This window comes from Aneurinibacillus migulanus (assembly GCF_001274715.1).
Lineage (GTDB): Bacteria > Bacillota > Bacilli > Aneurinibacillales > Aneurinibacillaceae > Aneurinibacillus > Aneurinibacillus migulanus.
The window spans coordinates 113,461-129,217 of record NZ_LGUG01000005.1 but is presented as its reverse complement, the minus strand read 5'-3'; the positions used below and the strand labels follow the sequence as shown (position 1 = coordinate 129,217).

At 44.4% G+C, this 15,757-nt stretch carries 19 protein-coding genes; 2 read left to right on the top strand and 17 right to left on the bottom strand.

Features of this window, described 5'->3' with window-relative positions; translation table 11 throughout:
• Positions 1-3: 3 nt before the first annotated feature.
• The 5 genes from AF333_RS26350 to ychF form a co-directional block, all read right to left on the bottom strand.
• A complete protein-coding gene (locus AF333_RS26350) occupies positions 4-1,029 on the bottom strand; it encodes a YybS family protein (RefSeq protein WP_139189174.1) in 1,026 nt (341 codons plus the stop codon).
• Positions 1,030-1,144: 115 nt separating this feature from the next.
• Positions 1,145-1,375: a 30S ribosomal protein S18 gene (gene rpsR / locus AF333_RS26345; protein WP_021619993.1), complete on the bottom strand. Its 231-nt coding sequence runs from the start codon at positions 1,373-1,375 to the stop codon at positions 1,145-1,147.
• Positions 1,376-1,416: 41 nt separating this feature from the next.
• On the bottom strand, positions 1,417-1,899 hold the full coding sequence (locus AF333_RS26340) for a single-stranded DNA-binding protein (protein ID WP_043068414.1): 483 nt from the start codon (positions 1,897-1,899) through the stop codon (positions 1,417-1,419).
• A gap of 24 nt (positions 1,900-1,923) precedes the next feature.
• A complete protein-coding gene (gene rpsF / locus AF333_RS26335) occupies positions 1,924-2,214 on the bottom strand; it encodes a 30S ribosomal protein S6 (protein ID WP_043068413.1) in 291 nt (96 codons plus the stop codon).
• A 358-nt stretch (positions 2,215-2,572) separates the two neighbouring features.
• Positions 2,573-3,679 carry a redox-regulated ATPase YchF gene (gene ychF, locus AF333_RS26330; RefSeq protein WP_043068412.1) on the bottom strand — a complete coding sequence of 369 codons (1,107 nt, stop codon included), beginning with the start codon at positions 3,677-3,679 and terminating at the stop codon, positions 2,573-2,575.
• Between the two features lie 135 nt (positions 3,680-3,814).
• Here ychF and AF333_RS33995 point away from each other — a divergent pair, with 135 nt between their 5' ends.
• On the top strand, positions 3,815-3,964 hold the full coding sequence (locus tag AF333_RS33995; RefSeq protein WP_158502528.1) for a hypothetical protein: 150 nt from the start codon (positions 3,815-3,817) through the stop codon (positions 3,962-3,964).
• Between the two features lie 61 nt (positions 3,965-4,025).
• Here the strand turns inward: AF333_RS33995 and AF333_RS26325 are convergent, their stop codons facing one another.
• The 4 genes from AF333_RS26325 to AF333_RS36380 all read right to left on the bottom strand — a co-directional run bounded on the left by AF333_RS26325 (position 4,026) and on the right by AF333_RS36380 (position 5,797).
• Positions 4,026-4,229 carry a DUF951 domain-containing protein gene (locus AF333_RS26325; RefSeq protein WP_043068411.1) on the bottom strand — a complete coding sequence of 68 codons (204 nt, stop codon included), beginning with the start codon at positions 4,227-4,229 and terminating at the stop codon, positions 4,026-4,028.
• Positions 4,230-4,295: 66 nt separating this feature from the next.
• Positions 4,296-5,216, bottom strand: coding sequence for a mechanosensitive ion channel family protein (locus AF333_RS26320; protein ID WP_074715427.1), 921 nt, complete (start codon positions 5,214-5,216; stop codon positions 4,296-4,298).
• Between the two features lie 14 nt (positions 5,217-5,230).
• The gene (locus AF333_RS26315; RefSeq protein WP_043068409.1) at positions 5,231-5,518 is read right to left on the bottom strand and encodes a DUF3343 domain-containing protein; all 288 of its coding nucleotides are present in this window, start codon (positions 5,516-5,518) and stop codon (positions 5,231-5,233) included.
• A 120-nt stretch (positions 5,519-5,638) separates the two neighbouring features.
• Positions 5,639-5,797 (bottom strand): hypothetical protein, encoded by a 159-nt coding sequence (locus tag AF333_RS36380; RefSeq protein ID WP_235497034.1) that lies wholly within the window; start codon positions 5,795-5,797, stop codon positions 5,639-5,641.
• A 184-nt stretch (positions 5,798-5,981) separates the two neighbouring features.
• On the opposite strand from AF333_RS36380, the gene yyaC reads away from it, so the two are divergent.
• The gene (yyaC, locus tag AF333_RS26310) at positions 5,982-6,620 is read left to right on the top strand and encodes a spore protease YyaC (protein ID WP_043068408.1); all 639 of its coding nucleotides are present in this window, start codon (positions 5,982-5,984) and stop codon (positions 6,618-6,620) included.
• Between the two features lie 71 nt (positions 6,621-6,691).
• Here the strand turns inward: yyaC and AF333_RS26305 are convergent, their stop codons facing one another.
• The 8 genes from AF333_RS26305 to mnmE form a co-directional block, all read right to left on the bottom strand.
• Complete coding sequence (locus tag AF333_RS26305) at positions 6,692-7,426, bottom strand: DUF554 domain-containing protein (RefSeq protein WP_043068407.1); 735 nt, start codon at positions 7,424-7,426, stop codon at positions 6,692-6,694.
• Between the two features lie 31 nt (positions 7,427-7,457).
• Complete coding sequence (locus tag AF333_RS26300; protein WP_043068406.1) at positions 7,458-8,612, bottom strand: aminotransferase class V-fold PLP-dependent enzyme; 1,155 nt, start codon at positions 8,610-8,612, stop codon at positions 7,458-7,460.
• A 407-nt stretch (positions 8,613-9,019) separates the two neighbouring features.
• Positions 9,020-9,877, bottom strand: coding sequence for a ParB/RepB/Spo0J family partition protein (locus tag AF333_RS26295; protein WP_043068405.1), 858 nt, complete (start codon positions 9,875-9,877; stop codon positions 9,020-9,022).
• On the bottom strand, positions 9,870-10,631 hold the full coding sequence (locus AF333_RS26290) for a ParA family protein (protein ID WP_043068404.1): 762 nt from the start codon (positions 10,629-10,631) through the stop codon (positions 9,870-9,872). Before AF333_RS26290 ends, AF333_RS26295 begins: the two co-directional genes overlap by 8 nt.
• Positions 10,632-10,684: 53 nt before the next feature.
• The gene (gene noc, locus AF333_RS26285) at positions 10,685-11,509 is read right to left on the bottom strand and encodes a nucleoid occlusion protein (protein WP_043068403.1); all 825 of its coding nucleotides are present in this window, start codon (positions 11,507-11,509) and stop codon (positions 10,685-10,687) included.
• 140 nt (positions 11,510-11,649) lie between these two features.
• The gene (gene rsmG / locus AF333_RS26280; protein WP_043068402.1) at positions 11,650-12,366 is read right to left on the bottom strand and encodes a 16S rRNA (guanine(527)-N(7))-methyltransferase RsmG; all 717 of its coding nucleotides are present in this window, start codon (positions 12,364-12,366) and stop codon (positions 11,650-11,652) included.
• 9 nt (positions 12,367-12,375) lie between these two features.
• Positions 12,376-14,259 (bottom strand): tRNA uridine-5-carboxymethylaminomethyl(34) synthesis enzyme MnmG, encoded by a 1,884-nt coding sequence (gene mnmG / locus AF333_RS26275; RefSeq protein WP_043068401.1) that lies wholly within the window; start codon positions 14,257-14,259, stop codon positions 12,376-12,378.
• A 45-nt stretch (positions 14,260-14,304) separates the two neighbouring features.
• On the bottom strand, positions 14,305-15,678 hold the full coding sequence (gene mnmE, locus AF333_RS26270; RefSeq protein WP_043068400.1) for a tRNA uridine-5-carboxymethylaminomethyl(34) synthesis GTPase MnmE: 1,374 nt from the start codon (positions 15,676-15,678) through the stop codon (positions 14,305-14,307).
• Positions 15,679-15,757 lie beyond the last annotated feature (79 nt).

The window sequence follows — 15,757 nt, the reverse complement described above, 5'->3', positions numbered from 1 at the left end:
TACTCAGCTCCTATTATTGAAGAATCGATTCCGCAGGTTAAATCCTACATCCAAAACCCCTATTAAAAGTAGTATATAGGTAAACGGCGGAATTAGGAATAAGATGACCGCAAGAATCAGAAGACCTTTGCTTATATTTCGTTTATGAATCCAGTATGCAACAAAGCCCAATGCCTGAACAGCAAACAAAAGCTGAAGCACAATCATTACATTTAATGCTACCGTGTAAAGGAAGCGGTACGTGTGCAGCTCCGGTATCATAAACAAAAAGAGTACAATAAGATAATAATACAAAATGGAACGAGGAAAGCGCAAATTATGTAAAGCAGGAAGCGCCTGAATTTGCGTGCCCATTCGTTGCAAAACCTTTCGGAAAAGCGCATGGTTAATCAATGCCGCTAGCAACGACGATGAAATTAACATTCCAGGAATGATCGCGGAAATCAAAGCAGGGAGTTGCACTTTCATGCTCTCAAGTGATTCCTTAACCCGTGTAAGCTGTTTTCCCTGCATTCCGTTCTGCTGATCAGGCGGAAGCTGCTTAATCGAATTATCTACCTGCCCTTGCATTTCGGTAAGCATCTGATTCGATAGCTCACCCATCCCCTTAATCATATCATTTACCGGATTAGTTTGTGTAATGGCCAAGACAAGCCCAATACTGACAAATATAAAAGCAAGCTGTGTCACCATTCCAAGCACGAGAACATGTCGGGGAGATTTTTGTTTCCGGTAGGCAATCCCCATGACTAGCCCCATGACCGCAGCTGGCAAAGAAATTAACAATCCTGGAAAACTGGTGAAAATAAATGATAAAATCGCAGCTACTAATACCGTTAGCACACCCATTCTGGTATTGTGGCGATATCCGTATATCGAGAACGGCACAGGCAATGCAAAAGCAGCAATCACGCTTAAGGGCGTATAAAACGCAACAAAAAAGAGCACTAGAAAAATCGCGCTCATGAACGCGCCTTCCAGTATCGCTCGCACATTACTACGCACAGGTGCTTCACTCCAATTCTTCACGTCATCAATGAAACCCCACTAAATTTATCATAAAGCCCGCCATGTGGCAAACAAGCGGTCAATAAGACGAAAAAAGAGGCAAGAGAATTCCTCTCTGCCTCTTTCATCATCTATCCTACTCCGTTACGTAAGGCAACAGAGCAATTTGACGAGCACGTTTGATTGCAACAGTCAGCATACGCTGATATTTTGCAGAAGTGCCAGTCACACGGCGAGGTAAAATCTTACCGCGTTCGCTGACGAACTTCTTCAGCAAATCTACATCTTTGTAGTCGATGTGCGTAATTTTATTGGAAGTAAAATAACACACTTTACGACGCTTACCGCGTCCACGACGTTGTGCCATGAAAATTCCCTCCTTTTATAAAAGATCATACCGTAGCGTTATTAAAATGGTAAGTCATCATCCGATATATCAATCGGTTTCTGATCATCAGCAAAGGGATTATCATTAAATGAATCGCGTGAACGTCCGCCGCCACCGCTGCCTCCAAACGAGGAAGCCGGCTTATCAAAACCGCCTGCATACGACGGTTCTCCGCCTTGACCTTGTCCACCGCTCAGGAATTGGACATTCTCGGCCACAATTTCTGTCACGTAGACTCTACGACCTTCCTTATTCTCGTAGTTGCGCACTTGAATGCGCCCCTCCACGGCAGCTTGCTGTCCTTTTTTCAGATACTGCGCGCACAGCTCAGCCAGCTTGCTCCACACTACGATCGGGAGAAAATCTGTTTCCCTCTCACCTTGCTGGTTCGTCATACGACGATCGATAGCAAGCGTAAATGTGGTTACAGCCGTTCCGCTCGGCGTATAGCGCATCTCTGGATCTTTCGTTAAGCGACCTAACAGTACCGCACGATTCAACACGATAACCCCTCCAAATCATCAGACTTATTTTTCGTCTTCACGAACAACCAGGTAACGAATCACATCGTCGCTAATCTTCATCAGACGTTCCATCTCATTAACAGCCTGCGGCTCGGATTGGAAGTTCATGAGCACATAGAAACCTTCACGATAATCATCGATTTCATATGCCAGACGCTTTTTACCCATTTCGTTAACCTTCTCCATTTCGCCGCCGTCCTCCGTAATTACATTGGAGAAACGTTCAACGTTAGCCTTGGTGGCTTCTTCTTGAAGGTCTGGGCGCAAGATGTACATAACTTCGTATTTGCGCATACTATTCACCTCCTTTTGGTCTAAACGGCCCCATATGATATATGGGACAAGGAGCGAGCCCGTTTCACACGTGGCAATTCTAAACTCGCATTTCACAATTATAATGAATTTCGAAGTTCATCGCAAGTATTTTTTCATGCACTCTCCCATACATACCAACAGAATTACTTATATAATTCCGTTCCGCTATCCATAATTTACCATATTTTAACATGCATGTCTACTTCAATTTTCACCTTCCTGTATATAAGAAAAAAACCTGCCATTGCCTCCGGCGTTGAAATCTCCGGATTTTTGACAGGTCCCTTCTATATTGTGGACAAGAAATCAGCAACATTTTTGTCCTGTTTTTACTAGCTTATACATTAAATCGGAAATGCATAATGTCTCCGTCCACCACTACGTATTCTTTTCCCTCGAGACGGAACTTACCATTCTCCTTCGCTTTCGCCATGGAGCCGGCTTCAATTAAGTCATCATATGCTACTACTTCAGCCCGGATAAAGCCGCGTTCAAAATCATTATGAATGACGGCTGCCGCCTGTGGCGCTTTCGTTCCGCGGCGAATCGTCCACGCACGTACTTCTTGCACTCCCGCAGTAAAATACGTAATCAGACCAAGCAGCGTATACGCTTCACGAATCAATCGATCCAGACCAGACTCCTCAAGGCCAAGCTCTTCTAAAAACATCGCCTTGTCTTCTTCATCCATCTCTGCAATTTCCGATTCTACCTTCGCCGAAATAATAACTACGCCAGAGCCTTCGGCAGCAGCAAATTCTTTTACTTTCTCAACGTATGGATTCTGTCCGTTCTCCGCTTCTTGAATCCCGTCTTCGCTGACATTCGTGACATAAAGTACCGGCTTCATCGTCAATAGGTGGAAGTGCCGAACCAATTTTTTCTCGTCGTCCGTCAATTCTAGGCTGCGAGCCGGCTTCTCGTTTTCCAATGCATCTCGCAGCTTCAACAGTACATCATATTCCACTTTTGCTTCTTTATCCCCGGATTTCACTTTTCGACCCAGACGTTCTACTCGTCGTTCAACCGACTCCAAATCTGCAAGAATTAGTTCCAAGTTAATGGTCGTAATATCATTAATAGGATCAATTTTCCCCTCGACATGTGTAATATTCTCGTCTTCAAAGCAACGAACAACATGCGCAATTGCATCTACTTCTCGGATATGGGAAAGAAACTGGTTTCCCAGGCCTTCTCCTTTGCTAGCGCCGCGCACAAGGCCTGCGATATCGACAAACTGGAATGCAGTTGGAACCGTACGATTTGGAACGACCAGCTCTGTCAGTTTTTGCAGACGTACATCCGGAACTTCTACAATTCCTACATTTGGCTCAATCGTACAGAACGGATAATTGGCCGACTCAGCCCCTGCTTGAGTAATCGCATTAAACAGCGTAGACTTCCCTACGTTAGGAAGCCCTACAATCCCACAAGAATTCGACATGTATGTAAACACTCCTCATTTCAATTTCCAAAAACACTTTCATCATTATAGCATGATTGCCTGTTTGGAAAAAAGGAATCTTCCTCCGCCTGCCTCCTTAGAAGCGGGGCATACTACAATCAGGAGGTGAGATTGATGGCAAACGAATACCTGAATGACTATCCCCCTGCTTCCCTTTCCGAAAAAGAAGTGGAAAAAATCCGTTCGCTTGAAAAGCAGCTAAGTGAAGAAATGAAAAAGCCAATTTTGTTAATGGCTTTTGAAAACGAACACCCAAAGCAATAACACATACAAAAAAGCGAAGACCGAAAGCCCATGTCTTCGCTTTTTTGCCTCATTGCTATACCTATTTGTTCTCTTCTGCGTGAACCAGTACTTTCTTTAAGCTTTTCTCAAATTTATGTCGCGGTATCAGTACGCTATGCTCGCATCCCTGGCACTTTAAACGAATGTCCATGCCCATACGAATAATTTTCCACTGATTGGTGCCGCACGGATGCTGCTTTTTCATTTCCACGACGTCTCCAAGACCGAATTGCTTGCGCTCCACCTTCTTCCCTCCTCTTTTTTACTCCGCCTTAACGGGCAGTAGTCCTCCACTGAGTGAAGTTTCATTTTATGATGAAGCTTTTTCTTCTCTTTCCTCTTTCTCCATCCGGTTCTCTTCACCGGGATGCGGAATCATCACCATATGCGGATACGGTGCCTCAATACCGCGTTCGTCAAACATTCGCTTGATGTCGGCGCGCAAGCTGCGCATGACAGGATAATGCTGCATCGGCTGACATTCTGCAATGATGCGAATGACTACATCTGATGTGCCGAAGCGCTCAACCCCGAGCACAGTTGGCGTGGCAACAACCTGTTCGTACTCTTCCTCCCAACGGGCTGTCTGTTCCTCCAATAATTTAACCACTTCGTTAATATCTTCATTATAGGCTACGCTGACATCCACTACAGCTAGCGAATTAGCTACGGACAGGTTTGTTACTTCAGTAATGTTTCCATTTGGAATAATGTATACTTCGCCCGTCCAAATCTTAATTCGCGTAACCCGCAAACCGATTTCTTGCACCGTGCCTGTTACGTTACCAACAGTGATTACATCGCCTACCGCAAATTGATCCTCAAAAATAATAAAAAAGCCAGTAATGACGTCGCGTACAAGATTTTGTGCGCCAAAACCAATGGCTAAGCCCAGTACTCCGGCGCTTGCCAGCAACGGCTTCGGATCATATCCGAGAAATGTAAATACATTAAGAAACGCAATAAAATAAATCGTATATTTAATAATATTGTTTATTAACGTGCGGAGCGTTTGACTACGCCGGGGATCTATCCTTAATGAGTCCAGCTTTCCACCCTGCAACTGCCGTTCCTGGAAAATCCGGTTTACCGCGGCGCTTGCCACGGTCACAATAATTCTTGCAACGATAAGAATAAGGATAATTTTCAGCGCTATTTTACCAAAAGCTACCCATTTCTCTACATCAGTAACGTAGGCGATAAACTCGTCATAATACTTGGTAAGATCCACGTAATTGATTCCTCCTATTCTCCTTCTGACGCTTCGCGCTCTCTTTCTCCCTGTACGGCGAAAGGTATGTACATTCCCTCCACCATATGATAATACCCTTTTACCTCCACCTTTTCATCTCTAATAATTCGGCTGGCTATGGTAAAATCTGCGAATGGTATATCAATGGAAAGAGCACAACCGGCCGTAATTTCTTTCGGTGTCGGTCTCGTATCAATCTCAATATCTGCGTATTCGAGCAGCATTTCTGCCCGCAACGCTTGCTGGGTAGAGTCAAACGCGATTAAAATACAATGGTTCATGCATATCTCCTTGTCTCTATAGGCTTTATCCCACCTTAACGGGTAATACCCGAATGAATGAAGTTTCACTCTATATAAAAATATAGCAAAAAACAAAATAGGCGTCATATGCTATATAAACTACACTTGATATTTTGACAGGGTAGCGTGGTTGGAAGGAGGCGATTCAGAAAAAGAAGAGGTTGGATGCGCCCTGCGCTCCAGCAGAAGAAAGGCAAGCGTGTCTTTTTCCGACCGCTCCCGCCCACCGCCCTTCCTTCTTTTCTTACCTCTCACCACAAGAATTGGTCGATAACGCCTGTTTGTGTCATTCTCCTATTCAAGTGGTATAAACACTAATAAATTGTTTTTATCGTTATAATATTTGTCCCTTTTTCCCCGACCTCTGAATAAAGTAATACTGCAGTATATTTTCCAAAATTTCGGCGTATACTGATAACATTCTTTTATACGGGAGGTACGCATGATAAACGACAATACTACGGTACAAATGTACCCACCCAATCCGTTTCGCGTTGACCATTCAGAGGAACAGGCCGTTGATCTGTTAAGCCAGCATCTCCAACAGCGACTTCGCGTATACCGTGGACATTCCGAGATTGTCGTTTTTTGCATCGGGACAGACCGCTCGACCGGAGACGCACTCGGCCCCATTGTCGGCTCACATCTGGAACGACTGTATCCGAATAATGTATCCATCTACGGGACGCTTGATTCTCCCGTTCATGCCGTTAACCTTCAAGAAACGATCGACCTCGTAAAGAATAGACACCACAATCCGCTTATAATCGCCATTGATGCGTGTCTGGGCCAATTAAATAGCGTAGGAAAGATTACGGTGGCGCACGGTCCTATCAAACCGGGAGCCGGAGTAAAAAAGCAATTGCCCGAAGTGGGAACCTTTCATATTACAGGCATTGTAAATGTCGGCGGCTTCATGGAGTATTTCGTTTTGCAAAATACGCGTTTAAGCGTCGTAATGAAAATGGGAGAAGTGATCGCTACTTCACTTCATAACGCCATAGCTCAGGCAAAAGACCATCCGTCCCGATATATAACGAATCTACAAACTAAATCCGTTTATCAAAGTGCTTCGGAATAAAGAAAGAGCATATGATTCACCGCTGATGCTGTCAGACTGACTATGCAGTGAAACATATGCTCTTTCAGGCTTTATAACAGGTTTTCAATCCATTCCAGAATTCGGGACCAATGATGCATAATCGGCACACCAACAGAGACCACCAGCAAAGCCGGAAGCATATTGGCAATCCGAATTTTTTTCAATTCCAACAAATTAATAGCAATGGCCATAATCATAATTCCGCCCGTTGCCGTAATTTCATTTACGATGAGCATCATTAGCTTTTCATCCACGAAGTGATTGATATGTGAGGCGCTTAATGTAATCAATCCTTGATACAAAAAAACGGGCACAGCAGAAAAGATGACTCCAATACCAAGAGCAGAAGCAAAAATAATCGCTGCGAAACCATCAAGCATCGCTTTTGTGAATAATACCTGATGATCATTGCGTAGTCCACTATCAAGCGAGCCAAGAATTGCCATCGCACCTACGCAATAAACGAGCGTAGTAGTGACAAAGGCGGTGGAAATACTTCCTTTTCCTTTGCCACCGACCCTATTCTCCAGCCAGATGCCCAGAGATTGCAATTTCTCTTCTATCTTCCACCATTCTCCGAGAATACTTCCGACTACCAGACTGAAGATAACCAACAGAAAGTTTTGCGATGCCATTCCCATCTGTATGCCCAGCACGAAAATCGCCAGTGAAATGCCCTGCATTACGGTTACTCTCATGTTTTCTTTAATACCTGATAGCAACGAACCAAGCAATGCTCCTGCAATAATTGCAACTGTATTCACAACCGTTCCCAACAACACCATGACCTCTGCTGCTCCCCCTTGTCACTCTCCTCTATATAACAAAAGCTTCCTTAATTTCCTGCAAAGCCTTTATGAGTATATCAATATCTTCTTCTTCATTAAAATATCCAAAGCTAACCCGTACAGCGCCCGTGTCGCTCGTTCCAGCTGTCTCGTGTGCAAGCGGCGTACAGTGAAATCCTGCACGTACAGCAATGTTATACTCCTGATCTAGAATATAAGCAAGCTCTGATGCATCAACGCCTTCAAGCATAAACGGCACAACACCTACTCGTTCTACGTCTTTATCCGGTCCAAAAACGCGTACCCCTTCCATCTCAGACAATTTATCCAGTAGAAGGCGTGTTAAATTCCACTCTTTCCGACGAATAGTGTCTACGCCTGTCTCTAGAACAAAATCCACGCCAGCAGCTAGTCCCGCAATACCCGGCGTATTTACCGTACCGCTCTCATAGCGATCTGGACGCGTCATCGGTTGATCAATCTCTTCTGAATGACTACCTGTACCACCGTGCAGCAATGGCACTAATTCAACAGAGGAACGAACATACAAGCCTCCAGTTCCCTGCGGGCCATATAACCCTTTGTGTCCCGGAAAAGCCAGCATATCCATTTGCATCTCTTCTACATCAAGCGGAAGGATTCCAGCCGTTTGTGATGCATCCACTAGATAAGCAATACCTGCTTCCCGGGCGATAAGCCCGATTTCTTTTACCGGTGCAATCGTGCCCAGTAGATTAGAAGCATGGCTTACGACAATCATTGTAGTATTGTCTTGAATGGCAGATGTAATAGCATCCAAGGAAAATTGATGATTTTCTGGCTTAATATATGTAATCTGTATACCTGCTTCTTTACGCAAGAATTCCAACGGACGTCGAACAGAATTATGCTCTAACGACGTTGTGATTACATGGTCTCCTGCTTTTACAAATCCCTTAATTGCTTGGTTCAGCGCATGCGTAGCATTTACGGTAAAGAAAATATCGTTCGGATTTTTCACATTAAAAAGTCGGGCCAACCGGACCCTTGCCTGATATACTGCTTTGCTTGCTTTAAGCGATAGTTTGTGTCCACCGCGACCAGGGTTTGCAGCATATTCATCAATACATTTCGCCACCGCCTTACTTACTTCCGGTGGCTTTGGCCAGGTAGAGGCAGCATTATCCAGGTAGATTGTTCGCATATTTCTATCCTCCTTTTTATCCCGGTCTAACGGGCAGTAAGTCTCTACTTCAAGTATGCTTATTCATTCTTTATCAAGAGTGTATAGTCACCATAACAAGCTCCAAAGGGGCGTCAGTTCGTCTCCCGTACAAAAGGTTGTCACGCTCGCCTCTTGCTCCGGCAAAGCGGGGCAGCAAAACATTTGAGTAGACACAGAAAAGCCCAGATGTTTTGCTGTTCAGCCTCTGTGTCACAAAGCGACCGTGTGATTTCCTTGTAAGAAAAAGACGAAAGCACACAGCTACGCGTGCACCTTCTTTCTCCTACCTTATGGATAATTAACAGGTGTAACTCTCTATATATACCATTGTACACGATAGACAGAAAAAATCGTGAAGGCAACCTTCAATCCTGAGGTTGCCTTTGTTACATTCTATTCTTTTCAATAATTTCCAAAATACGCTCTAAATCGTCCTCAGAAAAATAGGCGATTTCAATTTTTCCTTTATTACGGTTTTTAGACGGCTTTATACTTACCGAGGTACCAAACGCCATACGTAATCTTTCTTCCAAATCTTTGACAAAAAAATGTTTATCAGGCTGTTTTGTTTCACGTGAAACATTTTTCTTCTCGCTTAATTTTTTCACGATGTCTTCCAGTTCCCTAACACTTAATTCCTTTTCTTCCACTTCTTTTGCCAGTTCAATCTTCGCTTTGTCCTTTTCTATCCCAAGTAAAGTACGGGCATGTGCCATAGACAAAGTTCCCCGTGAAACCCGCTCCTGAATATCTTCCGGCAATTGGAGCAAGCGCAAAAAATTAGCAACATGCGGTCGACTTTTCCCTACTTTCTTTGCCAGCTCTTCCTGTTTAAGTGAGAATGTAGTAATAAGCTTCTGATAAGCCTGAGCAATTTCGATGGCATTCAAATCTTCTCGCTGCAAATTTTCAATAAGAGCGATCTGCATGACTTGCTCATCTGTAAATTCTCGTACAACAACCGGCACATGTTCTATCTGGGCAAGCTTAGCAGCTCGTAGACGGCGTTCACCAGCTACTAACTCATATCCTTTGACGCTTTTTCTGGCTACCAATGGCTGTACAATCCCATTTTCTCGTATCGAATTAGCAAGCTCCTGTAGAGACTCCTCAGCAAAATATTTGCGAGGTTGATAAGGATTGGGCCGGATTTTTTTAAGTTCGACCTGGAGAATATGATCGCCTTCATCAATATCAAGGGAAGAAATTAATGCATCCAGCCCTCGCCCTAAACGTTTACTCAATTCCGATCACCTCTCTGGCTAAGTCGCTGTACACCTCTGCTCCCTTAGAACGCCGATCATAGGTAATGATAGATTGTCCGTGGCTGGGTGCTTCACTTAACCGTATATTGCGCGGAATAATGGTTCCATATACTTTTTCCTGAAAGTACTTCTTTACTTCATCAATAACCTGAATCCCTAAATTTGTTCTGGCATCCAGCATCGTGAGCAGTACGCCTTCAATATAGAGATTCCGGTTTAACTGTTTCTGCACCAGACGAATTGTATTTAACAGTTGGCTAAGTCCTTCCAGCGCATAATATTCACACTGAATAGGAATAAGGACAGAATCGGCTGCTGTTAATGCATTGATGGTTAAAATTCCCAGAGATGGCGGGCAATCAATGATAATATAATCGTACGTATCTCGTACGACATCCAACGCTTTTTTCAAGCGTTTCTCACGCGAATACACAGGTACCAGTTCGATCTCCGCTCCCGCAAGTTGAATGGTGGCTGGCAGGACAAAAAGATCTTCAATATCCGTCGGCAACGTCGCGTCCAGGATGTTGATATCATTAATGAGGACATCATATACGCAATACCTGACATTCGCCTTCTCGACACCAATGCCGCTCGTAGCATTTCCCTGGGCGTCAATATCGACCAGCAGCACCTTTTTGCCTTCTTTGGCAATACAAGCGCTCAGATTTACGGAAGTGGTTGTTTTTCCTACGCCGCCCTTTTGATTTGTGACTGCAATAATTTTGCCCATAAGTTTCACCCCTCATTTATTCCAACCAACGATCCTCTTCCCTTAACCCTGAGCTATTTTTTCTCTTTAGGAATTTTGATAACGAACTGATAAAATTCCTCATGATCTTCTTCTTCGGTCTGGATGTTCAATCCGCTCTGCAACACCATATCAACCGATTGACGGACCGTATTAATAGCCAAACGCATATCCTTCGAAAATGAACGACGTTGCTTCCCTGGCTTCTGGTTTTGCGCTTCCATCAACAGCTTAATGCGCTGCTCCGTTTGTTTTACATTCCACCCTTTTTCCACTACTTCATGTAGCACCTTCAACTGCAGCTCTTCATCTTTCAAGACAAGCAGTGCACGCGCATGCCGCTCAGAGATTTTCCTGCCAAGCAACGCTTCCTGTACTGGTTCAGGTAGATGAAGCAGACGCAGCTTGTTAGCTATAGTGGATTGTCCCTTACCCAGGCGGCTGGCGAGACTTTCCTGGGTTAATCCATGAATATCAATCAATTTCTGATATGCGATAGCTTCTTCAATCGGTGTTAGCCCTTCGCGTTGCAGATTTTCGATAAGTGCGATGGAAGCAGCCTGTTCATTGTTGAAGTCTTTAATAATGGCTGGGATTTTCTCCATTCCCAAGCGTGTTACCGCGCGCCAACGCCTCTCACCGGCAATAATTTCAAATGCGCCGCCCCGTTCTCGGACAACAATCGGTTGAATAACACCGTGCACTTTTATCGTTTCGCACAATTCATCAATTTTATCATCATCAAATACAGTTCGAGGTTGATAAGGGTTGGGTACAATCCTGGCAACCGGTATGTTCCGGATTTCTTCTTGATCGGTGCGTTCCGTCAGACCGAATAAACGAGAAAACTGATCCTTCATAAAAAGACACCACCCACTCTCCTTCTTTCCATCTTCAATATTCGCCGCCTTCCCGGTTATTTCCTGCTCCATGTTCCACGTGAAACACAAAGAAAAAATGCATAAGGGAAGGCAGCTAAATTAGCTGCCCTCCCTTTCTATTATACAAGCGGTTTTTTGGCCGGTGTACCAGCCTTTCGCGGGTATACGGCTGGTGTTTTTTCCTGTTTACGGACAATAATAATGTTTCGTTCCGATTGCTCTTCCGGCAATTCGAACGTTTCTACTTTCTCCGTTTTTCCGCCCAATGATTTAATGGCTTTTTTTCCTTCGTTCAGTTCTTCTTCAACATTGGCACCCTTCATTACAAGAAAAACGCCGCCTGGTTTAACAAAAGGAATGCACAATTCAGTTAGTACATTCATTCTGGCTACTGCCCGCGCAGTAGCCATATCAAACTGTTCTCGGTACTTTTTGTCTCTTCCCGCATCTTCTGCCCGGCCATGGACAAATTCCACATTCTTCAGTTCAAGTTGCCTGGCGACTTCCTGCAGGAAAACCAGCCGCTTATTCAATGAATCAAGAATTGTAAGCTTAAGAGAAGGAAAACAAATCTTCAATGGAATGCCGGGAAATCCCGCTCCTGATCCCACATCGATTACACTCTCCACGTTCGTAAAATCATAATAAAAGGCCGGTGTAATTGAATCGTAGAAGTGTTTTTCATATACTTGAGATTTCTCGGTAATACCAGTAAGGTTCATTTTTTCGTTCCATTCTACAAGCAGTTCATAGTATTTCTCAAACTGCGCCATCTGCTCTTCCGAGAGAGCAATTCCTCTATCCGCGGCCATATGCCGCAACGTAACTGCATCCATATCGTTCTCCTAATTTGCGACTTTTCGGTAGGATTCAAGATATATAAGCAATACGGAGATATCCGCAGGCGTAACACCAGAGATACGTGATGCTTGCCCAATGGACAGCGGTCTTACTTTTTCAAGTCTCTGACGAGCTTCCATTGCTAATCCTTGAATATTCATGTAATCAAGATCTTCTGGAAGCTTCTTTTTCTCCATTTTTTTCAGACGCTCTACATCTTGCAGTTGTTTACGAATATATCCTTCATATTTAATCTGAATCTCGACCTGTTCTGCTACATCTTCCGGGATTTCTACTTCAGCCGGTACGAGTTGAGCCACATGCTTATAGGTTACTTCTGGACGTTTCAACAGAGAATACAAATCAATGGCATTATCAAGTTCTTTTGAACCCACATCACGTAACATCTGCTGTACTTCCGGTTTCGGACCTACTTTCACCGTCCGTAAACGCTCTTTTTCTACCTCAATAGCCTCTTTTTTCTGTAGAAAACGCTGGTATCTTTCCTCACGGATTAAACCAATTTGATGACCGATCTCCGTCAGACGCATATCGGCATTATCATGTCGCAGTAGCAAACGGTATTCGGCACGGGATGTAAGCAGACGATACGGCTCAGTTGTCCCTTTTGTCACCAGATCATCGATCATGACTCCGATATACGCCTGTGAGCGATCAAGAATCAAGGAATCTTTACCTTGGGTTTTCAAGGCAGCATTAATCCCCGCCATAATTCCCTGTCCAGCTGCTTCCTCATAGCCAGAGGTTCCATTTAATTGTCCGGCTGTATACAAACCTTGTACACGCTTCGTCTCCAGTGTCGGCCATAACTGGCTCGGTACCATTGCATCATATTCTATCGCATAGCCGGCGCGCATCATTTTCACGTTCTCAAGACCATCGATCGTTTTTAAAATCTGGTGTTGTACTTCCTCTGGCATACTGGTTGATAACCCCTGGACATATACTTCCTCTGTGTTGCGTCCTTCAGGCTCCAGGAAAATCTGGTGGCGCGGCTTGTCGTTAAAACGTACAATTTTATCTTCGATTGATGGACAGTAACGCGGACCCGTTCCTTTGATAGTTCCGGAAAACATCGGAGCACGGTGCAGATTGCTGTTGATAATTTCATGCGTTTTTTCATTCGTATACGTCAACCAGCAAGGGAGCTGTTCTTCCGTCAAAAACTCTGTCGTCTCATAGGAAAACGCTCGCGGAACATCATCACCTGGCTGAATTTCCGTTTTGCTGTAATCAATCGAACTGTTATGCACTCGTGGTGGTGTACCTGTTTTGAACCGAACGAGTTCAAATCCCAGCTCCTTCAGGTGGTGTGACAGCTCTATAGAAGGCTGCATGTTGTTCGGACCGCTTTCATATTGCAAGTCACCGATAATGATTTTGCCACGCAGATACGTTCCCGTTGTCAGAACAACTGCTTTCGCTTCGTATTCTGCTCCTGTTTTTGCGATTACACCTTTACATACACCGTCTTCCACAATTAAGCGTTCAACTACTCCTTGGCGGAGCGTCAAGTTTTCTGTGTTCTCGATCGTTTGTTTCATCGTATGCTGATACAAAAATTTATCTGCCTGAGCGCGAAGCGCATGTACAGCCGGCCCTTTCCCTGTGTTCAGCATCCGCATCTGAATGTATGTTTTGTCGATATTTTTGCCCATCTCGCCGCCTAACGCATCGATTTCCCGTACCACATGGCCTTTGGCTGGACCGCCGATGGACGGATTGCATGGCATGTAGGCGATCATATCAAGATTTATTGTTAAGAGCAGCGTTGAACATCCCATTCGAGCTGCTGCAAGCGCTGCTTCCGCACCCGCGTGACCGGCGCCGACTACAATTACGTCAAATGAACCTGCCTGGTATCCCATTTGTTTGTACTTCCTCCTCTACGCGAACCTTCGCGTATTCTTTGCTTATTTTCCAAGACAGAACTGAGAAAAAATCTGATCGATTAAATCATCGCTCACCGCATCTCCAATAACTTCGCCAAGCAATTCCCATGTACGGCGAATATCAAATGCTACCATATCAACAGGCAATCCGCTCTCTACTGCTTCGATTGCTTCCCCTATTGTTTTATGTGCTTCATTTAGTAGCTGAATATGACGGGCGTTGCTTACATATGTCAAATCATCACTCTGAACCGAACCAGCAAAGAATAAAGAAGCAATCGCTTCTTCAAGCCGCTCAATCCCCTTCTCTTCTTTGACAGAAATTGTCACCAATGGCAAATCGCCTGCCAGCCCACGCACTTCATCTAAATCGATTTGCTGCGGTAGGTCTGTTTTATTAACGATAACAATCGCATTCATAGGGCGTACTACCGCAAGCAATTTACGGTCTTCGTCCGTCAATTCTTCTCCAAAGTTGAGTACAAGAAGCACTAAATCAGCTTTGCTCAGCATCTCACGGGAACGTTCTACCCCGATACGTTCGACAATATCTTCCGTATCACGAATGCCTGCCGTATCAACCAGACGAAGTGGAACACCACGTACATTCACATATTCTTCAATAATGTCACGTGTCGTTCCTGGAATATCCGTAACAATTGCCTTCACTTCTTGCAATAAGCTGTTTAAAAGAGATGATTTTCCTACATTCGGTCGGCCAACAATCACAGTAGAAATTCCTTCACGCAAGATTTTCCCCTGCTTAGCCGTACGCAGCATTTTTGCAATCTCATCCTGCACCCAACGACTTTTCTCAGACAACAAATTTCGCGTCACATCATCGACATCATGCTCAGGATAATCAATGGTCACTTCGATATGGGCCATTAATTCAATCAGCTGATGACGCAGCTTGCCGATAAGGTTTGACAATTTACCTTGCACCTGATTGACTGCCACTTTCATCGCCCGATCTGTCTTAGCGCGAATCAAATCAATCACGGCTTCCGCTTGCGATAAATCAATACGCCCGTTCAGAAATGCTCGTTTCGTAAACTCGCCCGGCTCCGCCATACGTACGCCTTGTTCTAGAATTAAATCCAACACGCGCTTTACCGAGACAATACCGCCATGACAATTCACTTCGACAACATCTTCTCGCGTAAACGTTCGTGGCGCCTTCATAACAGTTGTCATTACTTCTTCCAATACATCGCCGTTCTCATCCACAAGGTGGCCGTAGTGTATCGTATGAGTATCCACAGTGGATAACCGCTGACGACCTTTGAATATTTTATCCACAGATTCGATTGCGCTAGGTCCGCTAACACGAATAATAGCAATGCCGCCTTCACCAAGCGGCGTAGCAACCGCTGCAATTGTATCAAAATCCATTTTTATATCACCACACAAAAGGCAGGTTTTTTTAAAGCTTTCCCTAAATGTATAGAATACCATACTCTGTGGACATTTG